The sequence below is a fragment of the Selenomonas ruminantium AC2024 genome, assembly GCF_000687995.1.
GTDB lineage: Bacteria > Bacillota > Negativicutes > Selenomonadales > Selenomonadaceae > Selenomonas_A > Selenomonas_A ruminantium_B.
In genome coordinates this window covers 2,634,969-2,660,564 of record NZ_JIAC01000001.1, presented here as the reverse complement: position 1 = coordinate 2,660,564, position 25,596 = coordinate 2,634,969, and the positions used below count along the sequence as shown (strand labels likewise).

The following is a 25,596-nucleotide window of genomic DNA, read 5'->3' as shown; positions in this document are numbered from 1 at the left end:
TTTTTAATGAAAACAGATTTAAAGGAAGATAACGCAAATGTTAGATATTACGAATTGTAATCTCTGCCCGCGCCGCTGTGGTGCCAATCGCACCCAGCGGGCGGGCTTTTGCGGTGCGGGGGAGAAGGTGTGCATTGCGCTGGTTTCCCTGCATCAGTGGGAGGAGCCTTGTCTAGTAGGAGAGCGGGGCGCTGGTACAGTCTTTTTCTCCTACTGCAATCTGCGCTGTGTATATTGTCAAAACCATGAAATCAGTCATGGCGGCAAAGGGCAGGAAGTTTCTGTGGAGCGGCTGGCAGAGATTTTTCTCGAACAGCAGGCGCGGGAGGCAGCTACGCTCGACCTCGTGACCCCAACGCATTATGTACCGCAGATTATTGCGGCGCTAGATATGGCAAAGGAGAGGGGCTTTCACCTGCCTGTGGTCTATAATTCTAGCGGTTATGAAACGGTAGAAACGGTTGAGGCCCTGCGGGGCTATGTGGATATTTTTCTGCCGGATTTGAAATACATGAGTGCAGAGAGTGGCGGGGTGTATTCTGCTGCGGCAGATTATTTTTCCCATGCCAGTGCAGCCATTAAAAAGATGGTGGAAATAACGGGGCCGGTGCAGTATGCAGATAACGGGCAAATGAAAAAAGGCGTTTTGGTGCGCCATATGGTCTTGCCGGGACATCGCCATGAGAGCATGGAACTCATGAAATGGCTCTGGGAAAACTTTGGCCGGACGATTCAGGTGAGTTTGATGAATCAGTATACGCCGATGTATAAAGCCTCTGAGCATAAGAAAATCAACCGCCGCCTGACGACGTTTGAATATGAGTCCGTGGTGGATTATGTGCTGGATTTGGGCATGGAAAATGTCTATGTGCAGGAGCGCCGCAGTGCATCGGAAGAATATGTGCCGGATTTCAATGGAGCCGGCGTTTTGCAATAAGAAAACAGTTTCAGAATAAGTACTAGGAAAAAATGCGGGAAAACGCTATAATAAGAAATGTATTTCTATTAGAAAAATGTTAAAGGGGAATAGAAAATGGCTTTTAATCAGGAACATTTTGCACAGCTTATTGATGAATTCACGGTGAACAGCGAGCAGCTTAGGGAGATTGCCGCTGATTTCCGTTATGATTTGCGTTTGGGGCTCAAGAATCCGGACGAATCTTCGCTTCGTATGCTCAAATCCTATCTGGGCCTGCCCTCCGGCAAGGAGACTGGCGAATATCTGGCACTGGACTTCGGCGGCACGAACCTGCGTGTTTTGCGGATTAAGCTCATGGGCGAAGGCAAGTTCGAAGTTCTCAAAAAGGTGGCTAAGCCGCTGAAGGTGGAAGGTGTATACGATTTCATCGGCGCAGATTCCACGGCTGAGGAAATGTTTGACTTCATCGCTGAACTCGTAGATGAAGCCATTGACGGCGACCATGAGAAAAAATATCTCTTGGGTCATACCTTCTCTTTCCCCTCGGAACAGACGAACCTTTACAATGCCAAACTCATCATCTGGACGAAGGAATTTGCTACGCCGGGTGTTGAGGGCAAGGTGGTCAATGACCTCTTAAAAGAAGCTCTGCATCGTCAGGGTATTGACAATGTTGAACCGACGGCTGTCATCAACGATACGGTAGCCGTTCTCCTGGCTGCAGCCTACAAACAGCCGGATATCTACATCGGTTCCATCTATGCTACGGGCCACAATACCTGCTACCTCGAACCCTATGCGGAAAGCGGCGATGCGCCGATGATTCTCAATCTGGAATCCGGCGGCTTCATGAAGCTCGTGCCGAGCCGTCTGGATATCGAATATGATGAAGCATCCGAAAAGCCGGGCGAACAGCGTTTGGAAAAAATGGTTTCCGGCCGTTACATGGGCGAGCTTTTTGGCATGGCTATGGCTGAACTGCTGGAAGAAAAGGGCCAGAACTACGGCTTTACGAGCATTGATATGAGCAATATCATCAATGAAGCCGATAAGGTTGCCGAAATCATCAAGGCTAAGACGGGCCATGATATTGCAGCCGAAGATGTGGAGAAGGTGCAGAAACTGGCCAGTACGCTGGTTATCCGTTCTGCCCGCCTCGTGACGGCGTCCTTTGTGGGCATCATCTGGCAGCAGGCTGGCAGCGGCAAGGCACAGAAACAGCACATTGCCATTGACGGTTCGGTTTACGAAAAGATGCCGCTGGCCAAAGAAAACATTATGCGCGCGCTGTCCGAACTTCTCGGTGAGGAAGCCGCAGTTATTGATACGGTACTGGAAAACGGCGGCAGCGGCCTGGGCGCAGCGATTGCCGCAGCCATGTCCCAGAAGTAAGACCATAGGTGCGCCTATTCATTGAAGGAGCGTTTTTCCCATGCATCAGGAACAATCACTAAATATGAACCTGTCGCAGCATCTGGCGATGACCATGAAGCTGCAGCAGGCTATTCAGATTCTGCAGCTGTCGGCGCAGGATTTGAAGGCTGAGATAGAAAAGGAATACTTGGAAAATCCCGCTCTGGAGATGGAATATGGCGATGGCGCCGATACGCGGCAGATGGAGAATCTGCGGGCGGAGAATCTTTCTGCTTTAGCCGAGTATCTCGAAGGAGATGGCAATACCTCCAATGGCGGCTTTAGTGATGCCAGTTCCCGCGAACACGTTTTTGAATCGGCTACGCCGGTCAGTACGACTTTGGAGCGGGAACTGTTGGAGCAGGCTGAATTTGCCTTTCAGGCGGAAGAAGATTTGGCCGTTGCGACCTTCATCATTGGTTCGATTGACGATTGGGGATATCTGACCCTGCCGTTAAAGGAAATTGCCGCCACCATGCAGGTGACGGAGGAAAAGGCTGAGGCGGTACTGGCGGTTATTCAGAGTTTTGAGCCGTTGGGCGTTGGCGCCCGTGATTTGGCGGAGTGCCTGCGGATTCAGGCTAAGGCCTTGGGCATTTATGAGGGGCTGGTGGCTGCCGTTATCGACAAGCATCTGCCGGAGGTGGCCGATGCCCGCATTAAGGAAATTGCTGCGGCGGAAAAATGCAAGCCTGCTGATGTGCAGGTGGCCGTGGATATCGTCCGCAAGCTCGACCCCAAGCCCGGCAGCGCCTATGGCGGGGAGGCGGCCAGTTACATCACGCCCGATGTGGTGGTGTCCAAGACCGCGAACGGCTATCAGGTAAACCTCAACGATACATATATTCCGCAGCTCAAAATATCCTCCATCTACAAAAATGCTGAGGAATACGACAAGGACACGCAAAAGTACATCAACAAGCGGCTGAGTGCCGCATCCTGGCTCATTAACAGCATTGAACAGCGCCGCAGCACCATCAAGAAGGTGGTGGAAGAAATCGTGCGCGTACAGCAGGACTTTCTGGAACAGGGCATGAAAAAACTCCACCCCCTGACCATGCAGGAGGTGGCCGATGCCATCGGTGTCCATGAGTCCACAGTCAGCCGCGCTGTGGCCAATAAGTACGCCGAACTGCCGGGGGGCATTATCGCCTTGCGCAAGTTCTTTACCGCGAATCTGGCCAAGAGCGGTGACGGCGAAGATTTCATTGCCAGTCAGGCCAAGGACGTCATCAAGGAGCTTATCGAAGGAGAAAATCCGCAGAAGCCCTTGAGCGACCAAAAACTCTGTGAACTTTTGAAAACAAGAAAGATGGAGATTTCCCGCCGCACGGTCATGAAATACCGTGAGGCTTTGGGCTATCCATCTTCGGTGAAGCGTAAGCGCTATTAAAAAGTCGATAGAAAAAGAGGGGCTGACATGTCAAATTTTGACATGTCAGCCCCTCTTGCCGTACTTCGATATATGTTAGGAAATTAGTTTTCGCCTTTTTCAGCTTTGGAAAGTTTTGCGCAAGCAGCAGCAATGCGGTCGATAAAATCATACTCCATGGAAGTTGCTTCGAAAGCTTCAGCAAATTCACGGCTGCCCAGCTTCTGGTCAAGAATCTTTTCGCAATCACGCATGGTTTGTTTCACCTCCTGAAATTTATGGTACATCTTAGTACCTGCTAACAGAAATACATTATAGCAGGTACTAAAAAAATTGCAAGAGGTTTTTATAAAAAATCTTATAGATAATTCCAATGATGGATAAATCATATTTATATATCCAGAAAAAGACAGCTTTTCATTGGATTTTCAAGAAAAGATGCTTATAATAGAAATGAAAATAATTTTTGGAGGTGCGGTTATGCGGGTTTTATTGGCAGAAGACGACCGTCGCTTGGGCAAATTAGTGCAGTATATGCTGGAGCAGAATAAGATAAAAGCCGATTGGGTGACCAATGGCAGTGAAGTTTATGAGTACGCCATGTACACCGATTACGATATATTGATTCTCGATTGGATGATGCCGGGAGAAAACGGCATTGACGTATGCAAGCGATTGCGCAGTGATGGCTACGCCAAAGCCATTCTCATGCTCACGGCAAGAGATTCTGTGGAAGACAGGGTGTCGGGGCTGGATGCCGGGGCAGACGATTATCTGGTGAAGCCATTTGAATTTGCAGAGCTTATGGCGCGCCTGCGGGCTTTGGGCCGCCGCAGCACGCAGCAGATTCAGCAGGACAAGGTGGAAGTGGGCGACTTTACACTGAACCGTACCACGAAAGTGTTGAAGAAGAAAGACGAAATCATTCAGCTTTCGCCCCGTGAGTTCCAGATTTTTGATTTGCTGGTGCAGAATCTGGGAATTGTGGTGCCCCGCGACATTCTGCTGGACAGAATTTGGGGCATGGAGGCAGATGTAAGCTCCAACAATATCGACTCCTACATCAAGATTTTGCGGAAAAAACTCGATTTGGGAGACGGGGAAACCGCCATTAAGACCGTCCGGGGCATTGGCTATAAGCTGGAGGTCGGCGGGCAGTGAAAGAAAATCTTTTTGGCAAGAGCCGCAAGCGGCTGACCATGCTCTATTCGCTGGTCATGATTATCTTTCTGGCCATTTTGATTTTCGCCATGCATCAGTCCATGGACTGGTCGATTCGCTCCGAGCAGGCCAGGGAACTTTGGGATACGGCGGATAATGTGGCCGAAGCCCAGAAATATCTCAATCAGCATCCGGAACTGGTGATTGATGATACGCTGGCCTATAAGAACACCAATGACCGCTTGTTTTTCTATGTCTTTGACGAGGACGGCCGGCTGCTGAACTTTTCGCGGGCTTCTTTCCGCATTGAGCCTTTTATTTTGGATGTCATGTCCCAATGGAAAGCCCCGGAAGGGGATGTGGTGGTCGTGACCAAGCCCAAGGAAAACGGCCATAAGTCGGAAATCATGATGACGACGCAGAAAATCACCGACAGCAGCGGCAAGGTGCAGATGGTCTATGTGGGCAAGGATGTGACGGCCCTCTACAATGGTATGGAAAAGGCTACATCCATCATGGCAGGATTGGGGCTGCTCGCGCTTATTATTGCAACCATGATGGGCCATATCCTCTCTGGCAAGGCCATGGTGCCGCTAAAGTCCGCCTATGAAAAGCAGCGCCAGTTTGCCGCCGATGCTTCCCATGAGCTGCGCACGCCGCTCGCTGTAGTTATGGCTTCTGCAGAAATCCTGCAGAATGACCCGGAAATCAAATCGCCCTTCCTCAAGCAGGTGGTCGAAGATGTCCATGACGAAGTCAAGAAGATGACCAAGCTGGTCAGCGACCTGTTGGTGGTGGCCCGCAGCGATAATAAGGCGTTGAAGCTGAAACCTTCCAAATTTGATTTGGGGGCGGTGGCAGCGCAGACTGCCCGCATGATGCAGCCATTGGCCGAGCAGAAGCATATCAATATTGTTGCGGACAACCTGCCCAAGACGATGATTCATGCCGATGAGCAAAAAATCCGTCAGTTGGTGCTGATTCTGGTGGACAATGCCGTTAAGTACACCCCCGACGGCGGCAAAGTTACCGTGGATTTCCGCCCGGCGGAAAAGGGCAAGGTGACGCTGGCGGTGCAGGATACGGGGATTGGCATAGCCAAGGAAGACCAGGAAAAAATCTTTGACCGCTTCTATCGGGTGGACAAGGCTCGCTCCCGGGAAATGGGAGGTAACGGTCTGGGACTTGCCATCGCGCAGGAAATTGTGGAACTCCACCATGGCAGCATTGCCATTGACAGTGAACTGGGCAAGGGAACGACCTTCCTGGTGACACTCAAGGCTAAGACCAAGGGAAGAAATCTGCACATGTTTTAATAATTCTGTGAATTTATGCAGGAAATAGGCAAATGATGACGAACTTAAATAAGTAATGAGGAAAAGTTTCCGGGGGGATGCGTATGAAACACTCGGGCCTGGATGAACGATTGGACGCAATTCTGGTGCGAGCGGCTATGCGGTTGGAAGAACGAATGCGGCTGGCCTATTTTCGGGGAAGTCTGATTAAGTATTTGGAACGGATTGGTCTGGCAAAGTATATTGACGATGAAAAACTCTTAAAGGGAAGCCTGCTGGATTTGCAGGATGATGCGGCGGTGGCCATGGCATATCGCCTGCGCAAGGCCCGCACCCGCGGCTATCTGAAAGAGGCTCTGGATGAGATGAACATGTCGGAGCTTCTGCAGAAGGAAACCCATATTAAAACCGTAAAACCATCCTCCAAGCGGCAGCCGGAAATCAAAAAGGTACAGCTGCAGATGGTCAAGGGAGAAAACAAATCGTCGGCTTTATCGGAAGAAGAAAAGAAAAAACTATTGAAAAATTTCAAGGTGATAAAGTAAAAAATCGCTGGCAGTTTTGTCTGTCAGCGATTTTCTATTAGAGGCTGCTGGCTATCTGTGTGGTGATGTTTTGCAGCTGTTCTTCTGTAGGCACATTCAGCAGGCGGATTTTGTCGAGGATTATCTCGCAGCCCATGTTTTTTAGTTCTTCTTCAATCTGGCCGATGCTTTGCCCACCCCAGCCGTAGGAGCCGAAGGCCAAGGCTTTTTTGTCCTTGGGAGCAAGTCCTTTGAGGTAGCAGAGGAAGCCTGCCATGGTGGGCAGCATTTGATTGTTGATGGTGGGAGAGCCTATGGCCAGATATTTTGCCGTGAGGATATCCGTGACGATATCGGAAAGATGATTTTCCTTGAGGTCGTAGAAGCTCAAGGGGATATTCTTTTGGGCAAAGCCTTCGGCAATGGCACGGGCCATCTTCTCGGTGGAGTGCCACATGCTGTCAAAGACGATAACGGCGCGTTCTTCGTTTTCGTTCGTTGACCATTTCTGATAGCAGGCCATGATTTCTGGGATATAGGAGCGCCAGATAATGCCGTGGCCCGTGGCGATAAGGCTGATGTCGAGTCTCGCGAGGGCCTTGAGAGCGGTTTGAGCCTGCCTGCCGTAGAGCATGAGAATGTTGGCGTAGTATTTCTGACATTCAAAGAACAGAATTGACTTGTCAACTTCATCATCGTAGCGCTGACTGGAGGCCAGATGCTGCCCAAAGGCATCGTTGGAGAAGAGAATTTTTTCCTCGGGACAGTAGGTCACCATGCTGTCGGGCCAGTGAAGCATGGGCGTGGGTACGAACTGGAGGGTACGCTGGCCAATGCTCAGACTGTCCCCGGCCTTAACGCCTTGATAGGGCAAATCCCCGTAATGCGCTTTGAGGCCCTTTTCGCCGTTGGGCAGGCTCGTGATGACTTTTGCCTTGGGGCAGTGTTGCATCATAAAGGGAATGGCCCCCGAATGGTCGGGCTCCACATGGCTGGATATGATATAATCAATCTTAGCCGGGTCAATAATGGATTTTATGCGGGCGAGGAGTTCCGGGGCGAAGCCTTCCTTCACCGTGTCAATGAGGGTAATCTTCTCGTCTAAGATGAGATAGGCGTTGTAGGTTGTGCCGCGCCCTGTCTGATAGCCGTGGAAACTGCGCATGGACCAGTCGATGGCTCCTACCCAGTAGATGTTTGGCCGGATTTCTATTGCTTGCATAATCGTCATTCCTTTCTGCAGTGGTTACGAAACCTATTTCGTTACTTCGGCGCAGGTAATGTTTTTCCTGCCTGCTAAAGGATTTTGACCGGGAAAAGCAGAATTTAATCAAGATAAACCAGCGAATATAAATTGAATGAAATGAGGAAGAATAATGCGCCATACATTTACGGCAATGACCAGAAAGCAAAAAATAACAGCAGCAGGTGTCTGCCTGCTGCTATTGGCGGTGGCTTTCTATTTTTATATGGGCAGCGGCAAGCAGAAGGACGGTGGCGTGCGCCGGGAACTGCCGGAGGTGCAGGTGCAGGAAATTCAGCGGGCGGATATGCAGCGTCATATCGTGCTGTCCGGCCAGACTGTGGCCGATGCCAGCATTAACCTCGCGCCTAAGTACAATGGCCGCATTGCCGAAGTCTATGTGAATCTGGGTGACTGGGTCGAAGAAGGCCAGGTGCTCATGGTGCAGGACTTGGGGGATTTGGATATCTCCATTGCCCAGAACCGGGCGGCAGCAGGCGCGGCCCGGGCTGATGCGCGGGAGGCGGCTGCTGCTTATAATGCCAATATCATCAGCAAGCGCAATGCCTATGAGCTGGCCAAGGCTAAATACGAGCGGCAGCAGTATCTGTTCTCCATTGGGGCTATCTCGCAGGATACCTTGGACAGCAGGGAAGCAGAATTCAGTGCGGCCCGGGCGGCCTATGAGGTGCTGGCCAATCAGGTGTCTGGCGGCGAACCGGCGGCCGTGGAGTCCAAGGAACTGACGGCCGTCAAGCAGGAGCGGGCCACGGAGGCTTTGCAGAAACAGCGGGAGGACATGATTCTGCGAGCACCCCGCAGCGGCGTGATTGCTTACCGCAATGCGGAAGTGGGAGCCTTGGCTGCGGCCAATTCCAAAGCCTTTACGCTGGTGGACACGGGCCATATCAATGTGGACTGCACAATCGGGGAAAATGATGCGGCCATCTTAAGCTCCGGCATGGCGGTGAATATCACCATCGATGCTTTGGGCCGGGACTTTGCGGGCAAGGTCATCTTTGTGAGTCCTGCCATGGAGGAGGACAGCAAGAGCTACAAGGTGCGCATTTCCTTGGACAGCCCGGATGATTCCGTCAAGGCGGGGCTCTTTGCGCATACGGCAGTGGACATTTTGCAGCGGCGTCAGACTATTTTCGTGCCCCAGTCGGCCGTGCTTTCCCGCAATGGTATGCAGTACGTCTTTGTCCTGCTGGCCGATGGCACCGTAGAACAGCGGGCTGTAAAAATCGGGCTCCTCAATGACGAGAGCGAGGAGATTATCGAGGGCCTTGCCGTAGGTGAAAAAGTGGTGCTGAACAATCAGGATAAGCTGCAGTCCGGCATGAAAGTCAAGGTGGCAGAATCATGAATATCACTCGTTTATCCATCAGCCGCCCGGTAGGCATATCCATGATTGTGGCCTTTTTCGTGGTGCTGGGGCTTTACAGTTACTACCGCATCGGCGTGGAACTGCTGCCTGCCCTCAATACGCCCTATGTGACGGTGACGGTGAAATATCCCGGCGCCAGTGCGGAATCCGTGGAACAGGAAATCATCAAGCCGGTGGAAGATGCGGTATCCTCCGTGTCCAATGTGAAATCCATCACCTCCGTTGCCAGTTATGAGCGGGGACGGGTCATGATGGAAATGAACTTTGATGCGGACGCAGACCTGGCGGCCATCGAAGCCACGAAAAAAGTCGAGGCCATCAAAAATAAACTCCCCGATGAGGCCGATGCTCCCGTAGTCATCAAGCGGGATATCAATGCCAAACCCATTATGGAACTGGCGGTGATGAGCCAGCAGGGGCTGGGGACCACCTATGCCATGACGGAGCACGTCTTTCAGGATGTATTGCAGCAGGCGGGCGGTGTTTCGGAAATTGAACTGCATGGCGGCCGGGACAAGGAAGTGGCCGTGGAGGTGGACAGGGAAAAGCTCACCGCCTATAAGCTGACCCTGCCCAAGATTGCCAGCGCCATCAAGAATGAAAACCAGCTGCTGCCCTCAGGCCCGGTGTATACGGATAGCTCCAAGGCCGATGTGCGGGTGGTAGCTGAGTACAAAAAGGCCAGCGATATTGAAAAAATCCGCATTGCTAACGGCAGTGGGGAACTGATACCTTTGACGGCGGTCGCCACGGTAAAGGAGCAGGATGCCCGGCAGGTGCGCTATGGGCGCCTTAACGGGGAACCGGCAGTCAACGTGCTGATTTACAAGAACAGCGACGCCAATGTGGTGGAGACGGCCAACAACATTCTGTCAGCCGTGAAGAAACTGCGTCAGGATTACCCGGATTATCAGTTCGTGGTGGTGTCCAATGATGCGGAGTATGTGGAAACCTCCCTCCATGACACCTTGGGGACATTGGTGGAAGGTTTGATTACAACAGGTCTGGTCCTCTTCCTGTTCCTGCGCGGCTGGCGTTCCACCGCGGCGGTGATGATTGCCATTCCCACATCGCTGATTTCTACATTCTTTGTCATGTATCTGGCGGGGTTCACCTTCAATATGATGTCTTTGATGGGCATGACTCTCTGCGTGGGCATCTTGGTGGACGACAGCATTGTGGTGCTGGAAAACATCATCCGCTATCTGAAAAACGGTGCCGAACCGGAAGTCGCGGCCGAGCGGGGCCGTATGGAAATCGGCATGGCGGCTATTGCCATCACCCTCTGCGATGCGGCGGTCTTTATGCCCATTGCCTTTATGGAGGGCATGACGGGGCAGTACTTCCGCCAGTTCGGCTTGACCATTGTCTTTGCCGGGGCTTTTTCCCTGTTCGTTTCCTTTACATTGACGCCCATGCTGGCGGCTAAGTTCTTCCGCAAAGGCTATCATGTGGACAACCGTTTCCTTTGGCAGTTTATGGATAAGACTGAGGAACGGGCGGTGGGCCTTTATCGGCGGGCGCTTCATTGGAGTCTGGCCCATCAGAAGAAACTTTTGCTGACCATTTTGGCTGTTTTTGTCGGCGTTATGGCCATGGTTCCGTTGGGGATTGTGGGCATGGAGTATATGCCCCAGACGGATGAGTCCAGCTTTACCATCAATATTGAGTGCCCGGTGCGGGCATCCTCCGAGGAACCCAATAAGGTGGCCAAACTTTTGGAGGCTAAGCTTGCGGAAATTCCCGAGGTGAAATACTATATGACGCAGGCGGGCGGTGCGGCCAGTGCCTATGAAGGACGCATTAAGGTGGAACTGGTTGGCCGCCATGACCGCAGCCGTTCTGTTTGGGAGATTACTCAGGAGGTGCGCGAGTTTGCGCAGCAGATTAAGAGCGCCGATATCCGCGTGACGGAAACTCAGTCCAATGTGGCCGGTATCTCCGGTGGCGGAGGTGGCCGTGGTGGCGGCGGTGCCTTGCAGGTAGAACTGCGGGGCAACAACATGCAGGAGCTGAGCGCTGCCGCAGACAAAGTGGAAAAAATCCTGCGCAACGACATCAAAGGCATTGGTGGAGTGAACAGTTCCTATACGGAAGGTATGCCGGAATTGCAGCTTACCGTCAACCGGGATAAGCTCAAGGCGTTCAACGCCAGCATTGCTGATATCGATACCGCTTTTTCTTCCGCTATTTCCGGCCGTTCAGCGGGTTCGCTCAAAAATGACCCCTTAAACGGTGGGCAGGATACGAATATCAAGGTGCGCTTCAAAGGTTCCGATGGTTATCAGGCGTCGGATGTGGCCCGCGTGCCTGTCTGGTCAAATGGGAAACTTGCCTATCTGGGCGATTTGGCCGACATTAAAGATGGGCGGGGCCCCGTGAGCATCCGGCGGGTGGATAAACAGCGTTCCATTCGTCTGGGCGCGAATCTGCAGGGCAGGCCAGTGGGGGATGTAATCCGTGATGTGCGCAAGGCGCTCAAGCAGGCAGACTTGGGCGAGGGCATCACCTATAAATTCAAAGGACAGGCCAGCCGTATGAACGATACCTTCAGCGAGCTCTTAAGCGCCCTGCTGCTAGCACTTGTGCTTATCTATATGCTGCTAGCAGTGCTCTACGAATCCGTGCTGACGCCGTTTATCCGCATGTTCTCCCTGCCGTTGGGGCTCATTGGTTCCGTGCTTCTGTTGTTCCTGACCCATAACACGCTGAATCTTTATTCTATGATTGGCATATTGGTGATGGACGGCATCGTAGCCAAGAACGGCACCTTGTTGATTGACTATACGCTGACCCTGATGGATAGAGGCAAGACTGCACTCGAAGCCATTGTAGAGGCCGGCTGTGTTCGCTTGAAGCCCATCTGCATGACCACCATTACCATGATGGTGGGCATGATGCCTATGGCGCTGGCTATGAGTGATGGCGCCGAGACCCGCGTCTCCATGGCCTGGGTGATTATCGGCGGGCTTCTGACCTCCACGGTATTCACCCTGCTCGTGATTCCGATTATCTTCCTGTACTTCTATCAGGGCAAGGAATCGGGGCGTACATAATTTTCCCGCCGGGAGCACAAAACTTTTGTGTTCTCGGCGGTTTTCATGTATAATATACTAAGTGTGAGTAAGAATCAGGTGCATAGCCTAGTATGGAGGGTATTAGTTTTGGAAACAGCGAAATATAAACGTGTTGTCTTGAAGCTTTCGGGTGAATCTCTGGCTGGTGAACAGGGCTTTGGCATTAACCCGCCTATCGTGGAAGATATCGCCAAGCAGATTAAGACGATCCGTGAGCGTGGCGTAGATGTGGCTGTAGTTGTGGGCGGCGGCAATATTTGGCGCGGCCTTGCTGGTTCTGCCAAAGGCATGGACCGTGCTCAGGCAGATTACATGGGCATGATGGCTACGGTAATGAACGCACTTGCTCTGCAGGATGCTCTGGAAAAGATGGACGTGGATACCCGGGTGCAGACCGCTATCGAAATGCGCCAGGTCGCTGAACCCTATATCCGCCGCAAGGCTATCCGTCATATGGAAAAGGGCCGTGTGGTTATCTTTGGCGCTGGTACGGGTAACCCCTACTTCTCCACGGATACCACGGCAGCTCTGCGTGCCGCTGAAATCGAGGCCGATGTAATTCTCATGGCCAAGAAGGGCACTGACGGCATCTATGATTCCGACCCCAACAAGAACCCTGATGCCAAGAAGTTTGATGAACTGACTTATCTGGAAATCATCAGCAAAGGGCTGCAGGTTATGGATACCACTGCTACCAGCCTTTGCATGGACAACAAGATTCCTCTCGTTGTCTTTAACATTGATGACCATGAAAATATCGTGCGTGCGGCTCTGGGTGAAGAGATTGGCACCACTGTAGGAGGTAACAAATAATGGTAAAAGAAATTCTTAGCTCCCACGAAGAGCGTATGCAGAAATCCATCGAAGCCCTGAAACGCGAATTTGCTTCCCTGCGGGCTGGCCGTGCGAATCCGTCCCTGCTCGACAAGGTAATGGTAGATTACTATGGCACGCCGACGCCGGTAAACCAGATTGCCAAGGTTGCTGTTCCGGAACCGCGCATGATTATGATTCAGCCCTATGAAAAGACCATGCTCCACGAAGTGGAAGTGGCTATTATGAAGTCTGATTTGGGCCTGTCCCCGAACTCCGACGGTACGGCTATCCGTCTGGCTATTCCGGCTCTGACGCAGGAACGCCGTCAGGAACTGGTAAAGACCGTCAACAAGAAGGCTGAAGAAGCGAAAGTAGCTATCCGCAACATCCGCCGTGACGGCAATGATGCCATCAAGAAGCTCGAAAAGGGCAAGGAAATTACCGAAGACGAGTCCAAGAAGGCACAGGAATCCATGCAGAAACTGGCCGATAAGTACGTTAAAGTGGTAGACACCACCCGTGCCGGCAAGGAAAAGGAAGTAATGGAAGTCTGATGGCTTTAGATGTGATGGCCCTTCCTTGGGAGACTGCTGAACAGCAGCTTCGGGAGGCAAATATCTCCTATGAAACAGAGATAACCCGTTCCACCCGGAATTTTTTTCCGGTGGACGAGGATAGACTTTATGTTGTGCGCCAGCGTCAGCAGGCAGACGGCAAGCTGCTCTTGACACTGGCTGCAAAACAGCTGCCTGTAAAGGAGGTGTAATACATGGCTTACAAAATTGGTGAGGATTGCATTTCTTGCGGTTCCTGCGCTGCTACTTGCCCGGTAGAGGCAATCAGCGAGGGTGCAGAACGTTATGAAATCGACCCGGATAAGTGCGTAGAGTGCGGCGCTTGCGCTGCTGGCTGCCCGGTATCTGCTATCGAGGCTCCCTGACGCGACTTTGCAAGCCCCTCTGGTGCTTTAGGCAGAGGGGCTTGTTTTGCATTATGTCATTACTTCCTAGTGAGGGATTATATATGTTGAAGAAAATATTGGGAAAAGCGGTTACCACACTGGCTGGACGTGATGATTTTGCGATTCCCAAGCATGATTCACCGCTGTTTGCAGGTTTGGATTGGGAGAAGCTTCCCAAACATGTAGCGGTGATTATGGACGGCAATGGCCGTTGGGCGAAAGGCCAGGGGCTCATGCGTACGGCGGGCCACAAGGCTGGCGTCAAGACGCTCAAGAACATCCTCAAGACAGCCAGTGGTCTGGAACTGGATGCACTCACGGTGTATGCTTTTTCCACGGAAAACTGGAAGCGTCCGGAAGTGGAAGTGGACTTCCTGATGAATCTGTTCTCGGAGTATCTGAACAAGGAATTGCAGGAGATGCATGAAAACAATGTGCAGATTCACTTCATTGGCCGTCTGGATGGTCTGTCAGATTCCCTGCAGAAGCAGATGCGTGAGGCAGTGGAACTGACGAAAAATAACACCGGCGTGAAGTTCAATATTGCGGCCAACTATGGCGGGCAGGATGAACTGGTGCGGGCGATGCAGAAAATCGCTGCCCGGGTACAGGCTGGTGAACTGGCTCCGGCAGATATTGATGAAGCATTGGTGGAGGAGAATCTGGACACCTATGGCAATCTGCCGGTGGATTTGGTTATCCGCACCAGTGGCGATATGCGTCTGTCCAATTTCCTTTTATGGCAGGCCGCTTATGCCGAGTTCTATTTTACCGATGTGAACTGGCCGGAGTTTTCCCCGGAGTGCTTTGTGGATGCTCTGCGGGATTTTGCCAGCCGTGACCGCCGCTTTGGCGGTCTGAATGAGGACAAGAAATAATAGGAGCGTTGCTTTTTGTTACTGAGAATAATAACTGGAATAGTGGGCATTGCCGCTGCTGCCTTTGTGATTCAGACGGGCGGAGAGGTCTTTGCCGGATTTACGTTGCTGCTGATGTTTTTGGCCTGGTTTGAATATGCCCGGGCCTTTGCGGAGCGGGGCATGGGCATTGCCCTGTTTACGGGCTTTATCGCCTTGGGACTCATGTGGTATGCGGCCTGGCAAAGACCGGAATTTCTGGCACTTGCCTGCCCGCTGATTATCATGGTGATGCTGCTCGAAAGTGTGCTGCTGCGCGGCGGCACCAGCATCCTGGATGCGCTGGCATCCGGGGCGGGGCTTATCTATATCGGTTTTCCGTTTGCCTGCCTGCTGCTTTTGCGCAACCTTATGCCGGAGACGGTTTTCACTACGGAAATCGGCACGTTCACCTTTGGCAATGCCTTTGTGTGGATTATGTTTATCGGCACTTGGGCCAGCGATACCTTTGCTTACTTTACGGGCACGGCCATCGGCCGTCATAAGCTCTGCCCGTCCATCAGCCCGAACAAGACCATTGAAGGCTTTATGGGTTCTCTCTTGGGGACCACAGCTGTAGTGGCTGGCTTGGGTTATTTCCTGAATTTGCCTTTGGAAGAGATGGCGGTATTGGGCCTGTTGATTGCCATCCTTGCCACTTTGGGGGATTTGGTGGAATCCGTGGCCAAGCGTTACGTGGGCATCAAGGATTCCGGCAATATCATTCCCGGCCATGGTGGTGTCTGGGACAGATTTGACAGCGTGCTCTTTACGGCACCGCTGGTTTACTATTTTGTCCAGTTTGTAAATCTTATGGGCAAATAAGTAAGGAGATTGGATGATGAAAAACATTGCAGTATTGGGCTCCACGGGCTCTATCGGCACCCAGACTCTGGATGTGGTGCGCCGCAACCCGGAGCTTTTCCATATCAGCGTACTCGCGGCCAATTCCAGCGACGAACTCTTTGAAAAGCAGATTCGTGAGTTTGAGCCGGAACTGGCGGTATTGGCTGATGTTGATGCCTATAACCGATTAAAGAGCCGTTACAGCGGCAAGACGAAACTGGCTGGCGGCCGTCAGGCGTTCATTGATGCCGCAGCCTTGGATGGCGTGGACACGGTGGTTACGTCTATGATGGGCTTTGCGGGCCTGGAACCGACCATGAAGGCGCTCGATGCGAAGAAAAATATCGCACTGGCCAATAAGGAAACCTTGGTCGTAGCCGGGGAAATTGTCACCCGCCGCGCCAAGGAGCAGGGAGTAAAGATTCTGCCGGTGGACAGTGAGCATTGTGCGTTCTTCCAGTGCCTGCAGGGCGAGAAGATGGACTCCATCGAAAAGCTTCTGTTAACCTGTTCCGGCGGTCCCTTCCGTGGCAAGAAGCGGGAGGATTTGCTCGATGCCACGAAGGCGCAGGTGCTGGCGCATCCCACCTGGAATATGGGACAGAAAATCACTGTGGATTCGGCCAGCCTCGTGAACAAGGGGCTCGAAGTTATCGAAGCCAAATGGCTCTATGATGTAAGCTATGACCAGATTCAGGTCGTCGTGCATCCGCAGAGCATTGTGCATTCCATGGTTCAGTTCCGTGACGGTGCGGTGATTGCCCAGCTCGGCTCTACGGATATGAAGCTGCCCATTCAGTACGCTTTGACTTATCCGGACCGGGTGCAGTCGAGCTTTGACCGTCTGGACTTCTGGCAGATGAAGGATTTGACCTTCAGTAAGCCTGATACGGACACCTTCAAGGGCCTCAAATTTGCCTATGAAGCTGGCGCCATGGGCGGCAGTATGCCCTGCATCTTCAATGCTGCCAACGAGATTGCGGTTGGGGCATTTTTGAAAGACGAAATCAAGTTCCTGGATATTTACGATATTATCGAAGAGACGATGCTGAAGCGGGAATGTATTATGGAACCCACTTTGGAGGAACTCTTTGAGGAAGACCGTTGGGCGCGGGAGTTTGCTACTGAAGTCCTGCGGAAGAAATAAAGGACGGTGACACTATGGTATTAACCATTGCAGCAGCTATCTTTGTTTTTGGCCTGCTGGTGCTGGTACATGAGTTGGGGCATTTCATCACCGCAAAACTTACGGGAATGCGGGTGGATGAATTTGCCATTGGCTTTGGACCGAAACTGATTAGCTTCACCAGAGGAGAAACGGTATACAGCCTGCGGGCTATCCCTCTGGGGGGCTTTAATGATATTGCGGGCATGGACCCCAGCAACAATGAAGCAGGGAGCCGCGGCTATTGCGAAAAGCCCGTGCTTTCCCGCATGATTGTCATTCTGGCAGGTTCCGTGATGAACTTCATCCTGCCCATTGTGATTTTCTTTGGGATATTTTTCTTTGTGGGGGTCAGCACGCCCAATCCTGAACCGATACTGGGCACGGTATTGGCCGATAAGGCCGCTGCGCAGGCGGGGCTGCAGGCCGGTGACCGGATTATCAGCCTCGATGGCAAGGCTATTGGCTCCTGGACCGAGTTCGTGGATAATATCAAGGATAACGAAGGTACGCCCATCAAGGTGACTGCACAGCGTGGGGAAGAAACCTTTGAAACCACCATGACGCCGGTGTATGATACGCAGGCGAAGAAGGCCATGGTGGGGGTTATGAGTTCGGTGGATACCCAGCATCCGGGAATCATTGATTCCATGGGACTGGCTCTGCAGAAAACGGCCATGATTGTGGCTATGATGCTGGAAGCCCTGGCCCAGATTATTCTGAAGCTCTCTGGCTCGGAACTGGCTGGACCCATTGGCGTGGCGCAGATGGCAGGAGAAGTGGCCCAGATGGGCTTTGTGCCGCTTTTGAACTTTGCGGCGTTCCTGAGCCTGAACCTTGGTATCGTGAACCTGTTCCCGATTCCGGCGCTTGACGGCGGCCACTTTGTGACCCTGTGTGTCGAGGCCGTGCGGGGCAAACCCATGAGCCCCAAGGCTTTGGAATACACCCAGAAGGTGGGCATTGTGCTGCTCATCCTGCTCATGGTTTTGGCCACCAAAAACGACATAGTACGCGTCTTTACAGGAGGCTAAGATAAATGTTTGAACGCAAGATTACCCGGCAGATTCATATCGGTAATGTCGCCATTGGCGGCGGCGCACCGATTTCCGTGCAGTCCATGTGCAATACCAAGACCACGGATACGAAAGCCACGGTTGCGCAGATAAAAGCTCTGCAGAATGCGGGCTGCGATATCGTGCGGGTGGCGGTGCCGGATATGGAAGCTGCTCAGAATCTCGGCAATATCATCAAGGAAATCAACATTCCTCTGGTGGCTGATATTCATTTTGACTACAAACTGGCTCTGGAAGCCATCAAGCAGGGGATTTCCGCCCTGCGCCTGAATCCTGGCAATATCGGCGGTGAGGAAAAGGTGCGGGCTGTGGTCAAAGCCGCGAAAGAAGCCCATATTCCCATCCGTATCGGTGTAAATGCGGGGTCCTTGGACAAGAAGATTCTGGCCAAATACGGTGAAGTTACGCCGGAGGCTTTGGTGGAATCGGCCATGCAGCATGTGAAAATTTTGGAGGATTTGGATTTCCATGACCTCAAGATTTCCCTTAAGGCCCATGATGTGCCCTTGACGCTGGCGGCCTATCGTCTGATGAGCAAGACGGTGGATTATCCGCTGCACTTGGGCATTACCGAAGCAGGGACGGTGAACACAGGCATCATCAAATCCGCTGTGGGCATTGGTGCTTTGCTTTCAGAAGGCATTGGCGATACCTTCCGCATTTCGCTGACCGGTGACCCGGTGGTGGAAGTAAAAGTAGCCAATGAAATCTTGAAGTCGTTGGGCCTCAAAGAATACGGGCCGACTCTTGTGGCCTGCCCGACCTGCGGCCGCACGAGCATCGACCTGCCGGCCATTGCTGCCCAGATCGAAAAGAAGCTTGAAGGGATTCAAGACCCCATTGATGTAGCCGTGATGGGATGCGTGGTCAATGGCCCGGGCGAAGCCCGCGGTGCGGATGTGGGCATTGCCGGCGGCAATGGCGAAGGCCTGATTTTCCGCAAGGGGGAAATCATCCGCAAAGTGCCGGAAGATAAATTAGTAGAAGAACTCTTCAAAGAAATAGATGCCATATTGGAGGAACGAAAGAACAATGCGAGCAAGTAATTTATATGCACCTACGCTGCGCAATACGCCGGCAGAAGCCGAGATTGCCAGCCATCAGCTTATGTACCGTGCGGGTATGATTCGTAAAGTTGCCGGTGGTATGTATACCTACCTGCCTTTGGGCTGGCGCGTCATCCGTAAGATTGAAGAAATCATCCGCGAGGAAATGGATGCCGCCGGTGGTCAGGAAATCGGTATGCCGATTCTGCAGCCGTCCGAGCTTTGGGAAGAAAGCGGCCGCTGGGCAGCTTATGGCGATGAAATGATGCGCATTAAAGACCGTCATGGCCGTAATTTCTGCCTTGGCCCGACGCATGAGGAAATGATTACGGATTTGGTGCGTGACGAAGTCAGCTCCTACAAGCAGCTGCCGTTGATGCTCTATCAGATTCAGGATAAGTTCCGCGACGAGCGCCGTCCGCGTTTCGGTCTCATGCGCAGCCGCGAATTCATCATGAAGGATTTGTATTCCTTCGATAAGGATATTGAGGGCATGAATGTGTCCTATCAGAAGATGTATGATGCTTATACGAACATCTACACCCGCATGGGCCTCGAATTCCGTCCGGTAGAGGCCGATAACGGTGCTATCGGTGGTGGCCACTCCCACGAGTTCACGGTGCTGGCTGAAGCCGGTGAATCCAACATTGCATACTGCACGAAGTGTGACTACGCGGCCAGCGATGAAAAAGCTGCACTTAGCCCCATCGAAGCTACTGACGAAAACGAACTGCCCTTGGAAAAAGTGGCTACGCCGGGTACCAACACGATTGAAAGCCTTGTAGAGTTCTTGAACGTGCCTATCGAAAAGACCATCAAGGCTGTCGCTTACCAGTCTGATAACGGCAAGCTTGTGTTGGCCTTTGTCCGCGGTGACCATGATGTCAATGAAGTCAAGGTTATCAATCAGGTAGAGGGTGCGCTGGAACTCACGATGGCCGAAGATGAAGCCATCAAGAATGCTGGCGGCTGTCCGGGCTTTATGAGTGCGATTGGCATTAAGCCGAGTGAAGATGTAATTGTGCTCGTTGACCCGACGGTTATGAATATGCACAATGCCGTAGCCGGTGCTAATGAAGTGGATGCACACTACAAGAACGTCAACCCCAAGCGTGATTTCAACGCCGAAGGCATTATCGTCACCGACCTGCGCATGGTCAAGGAAGGCGACGCCTGCCCGCATTGCGGTGCATCGATGAAGATGACCCGCGGCATTGAAGCTGGTCAGGTGTTCACGCTGGGCACGAAGTACAGCCAGGCTATGGGCGCCATGTTCCTCGATGAGCAGGGTAAGCAGCAGCCGCTCTACATGGGCTGCTATGGTATCGGCGTAGGCCGTACGATGGCTGCTGCCATCGAGCAGAACAACGATGAAAACGGCATCATCTGGCCGCGTGCCATTGCGCCGTTCGAAGTCGTTGTCGTAGCCGTCAACGCCAAGAAGGAAGACCAGCTGGCTTATTCCGAAGAAATCTACAAGGAATGCAAGGCTGCAGGTTTTGATACGCTGCTCGATGACCGCAAGGAACGTGCCGGTGTCAAGTTCAAGGACTGTGACCTCATTGGCTATCCTCTGCGCGTAGTCGTCGGCCCCAAGGCTGTGGAAGAAAATCAGATTGAAATCAAGGTGCGCAAGACGGGCGAAATGTTCACCGTCAGCCGCGAAGAATATCTCGATAAAGTAAAAGAAATACTGGCAACTCTGTAAATAGAAAGAAATACTCTCCTGACATGTCAATTCCGAATTGACATGTCAGTTTTTTTATTGGAGAGATTATTGTGAACAAGTATACATGTACACATAACTGTAAATGCTAGACTGTTGTTACAATATTCCGTATAATAAAGACAGATGGAAGCGCATTTATTAAGTTTTTATTGTAAAGGGAGTGATAGTATGAATCTTTCCATCAAAATTTTTATCGCTCTGGTTCTCTCCGTAGTGGTTGGCCTGATTGCTGGCGAGCCCGCTCTGTCCTTCATCAACTGGTGGATTGCACCGATTGGTACCATCTTCATTAATCTGATTAAGATGATGATTGTACCGGTAGTGTTCTTCTCATTGGTGGTTGGTATGACCAGCCTGGGGGATACCAAAAAGCTGGGTCGTATTGGTGCTAAGACCGTATGTCTGTATCTGCTGACCACGGCTGTGGCTATTTTGATTGGTTTCGGTATTGCCGGTATTGTCAGCCCGGGGACGGGGCTGGATCTCACGAGTAATGCTGCAGTAAAAGTGAAAGAAGCTCCTAGCCTTATGCAGGTGCTGGTGGCAATGATTCCGGCGAACCCCATTGATGCCATGGCGAAAGCACAGATTCTGCCGGTTATCGTCTTTTCCCTGTTCGTGGGCATTGGTATTGTCCAGGTGGGCGGCGAACGCGCACAGCTTTTGATTAAGTTCTTTGATGCTGCCGCTGAAGTTACCTACAAAATCATCGGCATCGTCATGCAGTTTGCACCCATTGGTGTATTTGCCCTGCTTTTGCCGGTAGTAGCGAAAAATGGTCCGGCAGTCCTTCTGCCGCTGATGTCTGTTATCGGCTGTGTAGCTGTTGGCTGCGTGATTCATGCCATTGTGGTTTACTCCTCGCTGGCCCGCGTTTGGGGCGGCCATACGCCGATGGAATTCTTCCGCGGTATGAGTGAAGCGATGATGATTGCTTTCACTACCTGCTCCAGTGCAGCAGCTCTGCCGATTAACATGAAGAACTGCCAGGAAAAACTCGGGGTATCCCGTGAAGTTTCTTCCTTCGTTCTGCCGCTGGGTGCTACCATCAACATGGACGGCACGGCTCTTTACATGGGCGTTTGTTCCTTGTTCGTGGCAAATGTGTTCGGCATTGACCTGACCATGGGACAGATGCTCATGATTATCCTGACGGGTACGCTGGCTTCCATCGGTACCGCAGGTGTTCCGGGCGCTGGTCTTATCATGCTGGCCATGGTACTGCAGACGGCAGGCCTGCCACTTGAAGGTCTGGCTCTTGTAGCTGGTATCGACCGTGTTCTTGATATGTTCCGTACCTGCCTGAATATCACGGGTGATGGTGCAGTGACCATCGTGATGGATCAGGAAGAAAAGAAATATGACAGCAGTGCAGCTGGGGCTCAGGCATAAATTACCACAGCTTTAGGATTCGGCTAACATTGCTGTTCTAAGACGCCCGGTGGCTGATAATACTTTCCTCTGCTTATGCAGGCTTGCCTAACGCGACGGAAAGCATCATCAGTCACCGGGCTTATTGCGTACATTACATATCCCTACCCGCCGTCTCGTGCCACGAACTTAACCTCTGAAAATATTGACAAACAATTTCCCTCTCGCTACAATCATATTATCGTTAATGGATTGTAACGGGAGGTTTTTCTAATGAAAATTGCAATGGCCAATGACCATGCCGGAACGCGGCTTAAAGAGGAAATCAAGAAGTATCTGGAAAGCGAAGGCCATGAGGTCAAGGATTTTGGTACTTATGATGAAGAATCCTGCGACCTGTCGGATTTTGTCCTGCCGGCAGCAACGGCTGTAGCCAAGGGCGAATGTGAGCGCGGCATTTTTGTGGATGGCGTAGGCTATGGCAGTGCTATGATTGCCAACAAGTTGCGCGGCATCTTTGCCGTTGTCTGCCAGGACCCGTTCTGTGCAGCATTGGCTCGTCAGCATAACGATTCCAACGTACTTTGCCTGGGCGGCAAGATTATTGGCGGCGCTATCGCGATGGAAACGGTGAAGACCTGGATGCATACGGACCCGCTGACGGCCGAAAAATATGTGCGCCGCGTAGAAAAGGTTAAGCAGATTGACGCAGAGCATACGGTAGCCGTCAAGTAAAATGCGTTGACAAACGGGGTAGCAACTGTTAAAATAGTTCGAGGTTGATGCTGAAATGATGAATATTAATATTGCTGAATTACAAACTGATTTAGGCAGGGAGCTGCCCTTTTCTTTTGCGGTGACAGCAGCTGAATTGGATGCCCTAAGTGATGATTACAAGTTCGAAGACCCCATAAAGGTCACAGGGACTGTAGTTTATACAGGCATGCGTTGGCGCGTCAGCGGCAAGATAGAAGTGGTTAAGACTTTCGTTTGCAATCGCTGTCTGACAGATTGCCGTGAGGAGCAGGTACATGAATTTTCCGAGGACTTCACCCGTGATGAAGGCGAGGACGATTCGGTAAATGTCTTTAGCGGGGATTTGTTGGACATTGAGGATATGGTACGGGATACCCTGCTGGCGGCCCAGTCCCTCAGTAATATATGCAAGCCCGATTGCAAGGGGCTTTGCCCGAAGTGCGGGCATAACTTAAATGAAGGCGATTGCGGTTGTGACCGCTTTGTGCCGGACCCGCGCATGGCAGCATTACAGCAATTATTGAAGAAAGACTAAGCATAAAGCTAGTTTCAAGGAGGTGTATCCGAAATGGCAGTTCCAAAGAGAAAAATGTCCAAGGCTCGCCGCGACCAGCGCCGTGCTAATTGGAAGCTGGAGGCTCCGGGCTACGTTGCTTGCCCCCAGTGCCACGAACCGAAGATGCCCCATCATGTATGCCCTGAATGCGGCTACTATGACGGCAAAGAGGTTGTTGCTGCAGCTGAATAAGCAAAAATATATAAGCAGGACGGCATAGTCCTGCTTATTTCTTTTGCCGGATAAGGGCTTCTGGAAATAAATGACATTTGCCCCTTGCATTTTTAGTATGTACAACGTATAATAGGCAATGTTATGAGATTGTAATAGCAGGTACTAATTTCGGAAGGAGGTGTACGAATGGCAAGAGTGAAGAAGAAAATCCGTCAGGAACAGCTGATTGAGAAGGTCAAGAACAAGCCCTTCCTCACCGATGAGGAACTGGCCAAGCAGCTGGACGTCAGCGTTCAGACCATCCGCCTCGATCGTCTGGAATTGGGCATTCCTGAATTACGCGGACGTATCAGGAAGATGGCGGAAAATGCGCAGAACAAGGTAAAGGCCATCCAGAGCAATGAAGTGGTGGGTGAGCTTATCGACCTGGAGCTTGGTCATTCGGGCATTTCCCTGTTGAAAATCACGGAGGACATGGTCTTTGGCAAGACCCAAATTGCCAAGGGACACTTCATGTTCTCCCAGGCCGATTCGCTGGCCATGGCCATTGTCGATGCGCCAATGGCGGTTACTGGTGTGGCCAATGTGAAGTACAAGGTGCCTGTTCATGTGGGCGAAAAGCTGATTGCCAAGGCGGAAATCGTCAAGGTACGCGGCAATAAATATTTTATATGGGTCAAGACCCATAATGAGACCCAAGAAGTTTTCCGAGCGAAATTCATCGTGGTTTCGTGGGGAGAAAAGTAAGGGGGAAATAGATTCGTGAAAATTGCAGTTGATGCAATGGGCGGGGACTTTGCCCCGGAACAAATCGTTTTCGGTGCCGTACGGGCAGCGAAAAAATACGGTTGTGAAATCGTACTGGTTGGTGATGAGGAAAAAATCCGCGAGGTATTGAAGCGGGAAACGGGCTGGGAAAAGCTTGGTATTACGATTCACCATACCAGTCAGGTTATTGAGATGGATGAACATCCTGCTGATGCAGTGCGGACGAAGAAAGATTCTTCCGTGGTTGTGGCGACGAGGCTCGTCAAGGATGGGCAGTGTGATGCAGTGCTTTCCGCAGGCAGTACAGGGGCAGCCGTTACAGCAGCCCAGCTCATCTTGAAACGCATCAAGGGCATTGGCCGTCCGACCATTGCAACGCCGATTCCGACGACCAAGGGCGTAACGCTGATGCTCGACTCCGGTGCCAATGTGGACTCCAAGCCCATTCATTTGGTACAGAGCGGTATGATGGGTTCTATTTATGCCGAGTATGTGTTCGGAATCAAAAATCCCCGGGTGGGGCTCTTAAATATCGGCGAGGAGGAGACGAAGGGCAACGAACAGGCCCGTGAGACTTATCCTCTGCTGAAGGAACTGCACAGTATAAACTTCTGCGGCAATGCAGAAGGCCGTGATATTCCCAAGGGCAACTTCGATGTTGTAATTTGTGATGGATTTGTGGGCAATGTTGTGTTAAAATTTGCAGAGGGCTTAGCAAAGACCATCATGAAGCTGATTAAGGAAGCCATCAAAGATGGCGGCATTCTGGCAAAGCTTGGAGCGCTGCTCCTGATGCCGACGCTCAAGAAGCTGGGCAAGCGTCTGGATGCTTCCGAATACGGCGGGGCACCTCTTTTAGGTGTTAACGGCGTTTGCATCATCAGCCATGGTTCGTCCAATGCCAAGTCCATTTGCAGTGCTATTGGCGTAGCCAATGATTATGTGAACGGCAAGGTGCTGGAGCATATCAAGGAAACCCTGGAACAAGAAGAAATGTTAACGAAAGAGTCTTAATCGTGGCCGGACGAGGAATCCAGCGTTG

At 51.8% G+C, this 25,596-nt stretch carries 26 protein-coding genes; 24 read left to right on the top strand and 2 right to left on the bottom strand.

The window, feature by feature from the left end:
- Positions 1-37: 37 nt before the first annotated feature.
- From P157_RS0112610 to rpoN, 3 genes are all read left to right on the top strand, one after another.
- Positions 38-937: a radical SAM protein gene (locus P157_RS0112610; RefSeq protein ID WP_026761310.1), complete on the top strand. Its 900-nt coding sequence runs from the start codon at positions 38-40 to the stop codon at positions 935-937.
- Positions 938-1,033: 96 nt separating this feature from the next.
- On the top strand, positions 1,034-2,311 hold the full coding sequence (locus P157_RS0112605; RefSeq protein WP_026761309.1) for a hexokinase family protein: 1,278 nt from the start codon (positions 1,034-1,036) through the stop codon (positions 2,309-2,311).
- A 40-nt stretch (positions 2,312-2,351) separates the two neighbouring features.
- Positions 2,352-3,725, top strand: a complete 1,374-nt coding sequence (gene rpoN, locus P157_RS0112600; protein WP_026761308.1) for an RNA polymerase factor sigma-54 — start codon at positions 2,352-2,354, stop codon at positions 3,723-3,725.
- 83 nt (positions 3,726-3,808) lie between these two features.
- Here rpoN and P157_RS0112595 read toward each other — a convergent pair whose 3' ends face one another.
- Complete coding sequence (locus tag P157_RS0112595) at positions 3,809-3,958, bottom strand: hypothetical protein (RefSeq protein ID WP_155266756.1); 150 nt, start codon at positions 3,956-3,958, stop codon at positions 3,809-3,811.
- A 226-nt stretch (positions 3,959-4,184) separates the two neighbouring features.
- Here P157_RS0112595 and P157_RS0112590 point away from each other — a divergent pair, with 226 nt between their 5' ends.
- From P157_RS0112590 to P157_RS0112580, 3 genes are all read left to right on the top strand, one after another.
- Positions 4,185-4,865, top strand: coding sequence for a response regulator transcription factor (locus P157_RS0112590; RefSeq protein ID WP_026761306.1), 681 nt, complete (start codon positions 4,185-4,187; stop codon positions 4,863-4,865).
- Positions 4,862-6,181, top strand: a complete 1,320-nt coding sequence (locus P157_RS0112585; RefSeq protein WP_026761305.1) for a sensor histidine kinase — start codon at positions 4,862-4,864, stop codon at positions 6,179-6,181. Before P157_RS0112590 ends, P157_RS0112585 begins: the two co-directional genes overlap by 4 nt.
- Positions 6,182-6,264: 83 nt before the next feature.
- A complete protein-coding gene (locus tag P157_RS0112580) occupies positions 6,265-6,705 on the top strand; it encodes a hypothetical protein (protein WP_026761304.1) in 441 nt (146 codons plus the stop codon).
- Positions 6,706-6,742: 37 nt separating this feature from the next.
- Here P157_RS0112580 and P157_RS0112575 read toward each other — a convergent pair whose 3' ends face one another.
- Positions 6,743-7,906 (bottom strand): FprA family A-type flavoprotein, encoded by a 1,164-nt coding sequence (locus P157_RS0112575; protein WP_026761303.1) that lies wholly within the window; start codon positions 7,904-7,906, stop codon positions 6,743-6,745.
- A 154-nt stretch (positions 7,907-8,060) separates the two neighbouring features.
- Between P157_RS0112575 and P157_RS0112570 the strand changes: the two genes are divergently transcribed.
- From P157_RS0112570 to plsX, 18 genes are all read left to right on the top strand, one after another.
- Entirely contained in the window at positions 8,061-9,296 is a 1,236-nt protein-coding gene (locus P157_RS0112570; protein WP_026761302.1) for an efflux RND transporter periplasmic adaptor subunit, read from the top strand.
- Positions 9,293-12,373: an efflux RND transporter permease subunit gene (locus P157_RS0112565; RefSeq protein ID WP_026761301.1), complete on the top strand. Its 3,081-nt coding sequence runs from the start codon at positions 9,293-9,295 to the stop codon at positions 12,371-12,373. Before P157_RS0112570 ends, P157_RS0112565 begins: the two co-directional genes overlap by 4 nt.
- 108 nt (positions 12,374-12,481) lie before the next feature.
- The gene (pyrH, locus tag P157_RS0112560; protein ID WP_026761300.1) at positions 12,482-13,207 is read left to right on the top strand and encodes a UMP kinase; all 726 of its coding nucleotides are present in this window, start codon (positions 12,482-12,484) and stop codon (positions 13,205-13,207) included.
- On the top strand, positions 13,207-13,764 hold the full coding sequence (gene frr, locus P157_RS0112555) for a ribosome recycling factor (RefSeq protein ID WP_026761299.1): 558 nt from the start codon (positions 13,207-13,209) through the stop codon (positions 13,762-13,764). Before pyrH ends, frr begins: the two co-directional genes overlap by 1 nt.
- Positions 13,764-13,976, top strand: a complete 213-nt coding sequence (locus P157_RS0112550) for an aliphatic sulfonate ABC transporter (RefSeq protein ID WP_026761298.1) — start codon at positions 13,764-13,766, stop codon at positions 13,974-13,976. Before frr ends, P157_RS0112550 begins: the two co-directional genes overlap by 1 nt.
- A gap of 3 nt (positions 13,977-13,979) precedes the next feature.
- Entirely contained in the window at positions 13,980-14,150 is a 171-nt protein-coding gene (locus P157_RS0112545; protein WP_014423751.1) for a DUF362 domain-containing protein, read from the top strand.
- 83 nt (positions 14,151-14,233) lie between these two features.
- Positions 14,234-15,049, top strand: a complete 816-nt coding sequence (locus tag P157_RS0112540) for an isoprenyl transferase (RefSeq protein WP_026761297.1) — start codon at positions 14,234-14,236, stop codon at positions 15,047-15,049.
- Between the two features lie 15 nt (positions 15,050-15,064).
- Entirely contained in the window at positions 15,065-15,892 is an 828-nt protein-coding gene (locus P157_RS0112535; protein ID WP_026761296.1) for a phosphatidate cytidylyltransferase, read from the top strand.
- 16 nt (positions 15,893-15,908) lie between these two features.
- The gene (locus tag P157_RS0112530; RefSeq protein WP_026761295.1) at positions 15,909-17,060 is read left to right on the top strand and encodes a 1-deoxy-D-xylulose-5-phosphate reductoisomerase; all 1,152 of its coding nucleotides are present in this window, start codon (positions 15,909-15,911) and stop codon (positions 17,058-17,060) included.
- 14 nt (positions 17,061-17,074) lie between these two features.
- Complete coding sequence (rseP, locus tag P157_RS0112525; protein ID WP_026761294.1) at positions 17,075-18,112, top strand: RIP metalloprotease RseP; 1,038 nt, start codon at positions 17,075-17,077, stop codon at positions 18,110-18,112.
- Between the two features lie 5 nt (positions 18,113-18,117).
- Entirely contained in the window at positions 18,118-19,200 is a 1,083-nt protein-coding gene (gene ispG, locus P157_RS0112520; RefSeq protein ID WP_026761293.1) for a flavodoxin-dependent (E)-4-hydroxy-3-methylbut-2-enyl-diphosphate synthase, read from the top strand.
- Positions 19,187-20,908, top strand: a complete 1,722-nt coding sequence (locus P157_RS0112515; RefSeq protein ID WP_026761292.1) for a proline--tRNA ligase — start codon at positions 19,187-19,189, stop codon at positions 20,906-20,908. The genes ispG and P157_RS0112515 overlap by 14 nt, the downstream gene beginning before the upstream one ends.
- A gap of 189 nt (positions 20,909-21,097) precedes the next feature.
- Positions 21,098-22,321, top strand: a complete 1,224-nt coding sequence (locus P157_RS0112510; RefSeq protein ID WP_026761291.1) for a dicarboxylate/amino acid:cation symporter — start codon at positions 21,098-21,100, stop codon at positions 22,319-22,321.
- A gap of 252 nt (positions 22,322-22,573) precedes the next feature.
- A complete protein-coding gene (locus P157_RS0112505; RefSeq protein ID WP_026761290.1) occupies positions 22,574-23,035 on the top strand; it encodes an RpiB/LacA/LacB family sugar-phosphate isomerase in 462 nt (153 codons plus the stop codon).
- A 55-nt stretch (positions 23,036-23,090) separates the two neighbouring features.
- Positions 23,091-23,591, top strand: coding sequence for a YceD family protein (locus P157_RS0112500; RefSeq protein WP_026761289.1), 501 nt, complete (start codon positions 23,091-23,093; stop codon positions 23,589-23,591).
- Between the two features lie 33 nt (positions 23,592-23,624).
- Complete coding sequence (rpmF, locus tag P157_RS0112495; RefSeq protein WP_026761288.1) at positions 23,625-23,804, top strand: 50S ribosomal protein L32; 180 nt, start codon at positions 23,625-23,627, stop codon at positions 23,802-23,804.
- Positions 23,805-23,972: 168 nt separating this feature from the next.
- Complete coding sequence (fapR, locus tag P157_RS0112490) at positions 23,973-24,533, top strand: transcription factor FapR (RefSeq protein WP_026761287.1); 561 nt, start codon at positions 23,973-23,975, stop codon at positions 24,531-24,533.
- Positions 24,534-24,548: 15 nt separating this feature from the next.
- Positions 24,549-25,568: a phosphate acyltransferase PlsX gene (gene plsX, locus P157_RS0112485; protein ID WP_026761286.1), complete on the top strand. Its 1,020-nt coding sequence runs from the start codon at positions 24,549-24,551 to the stop codon at positions 25,566-25,568.
- Positions 25,569-25,596: the final 28 nt, after the last annotated feature.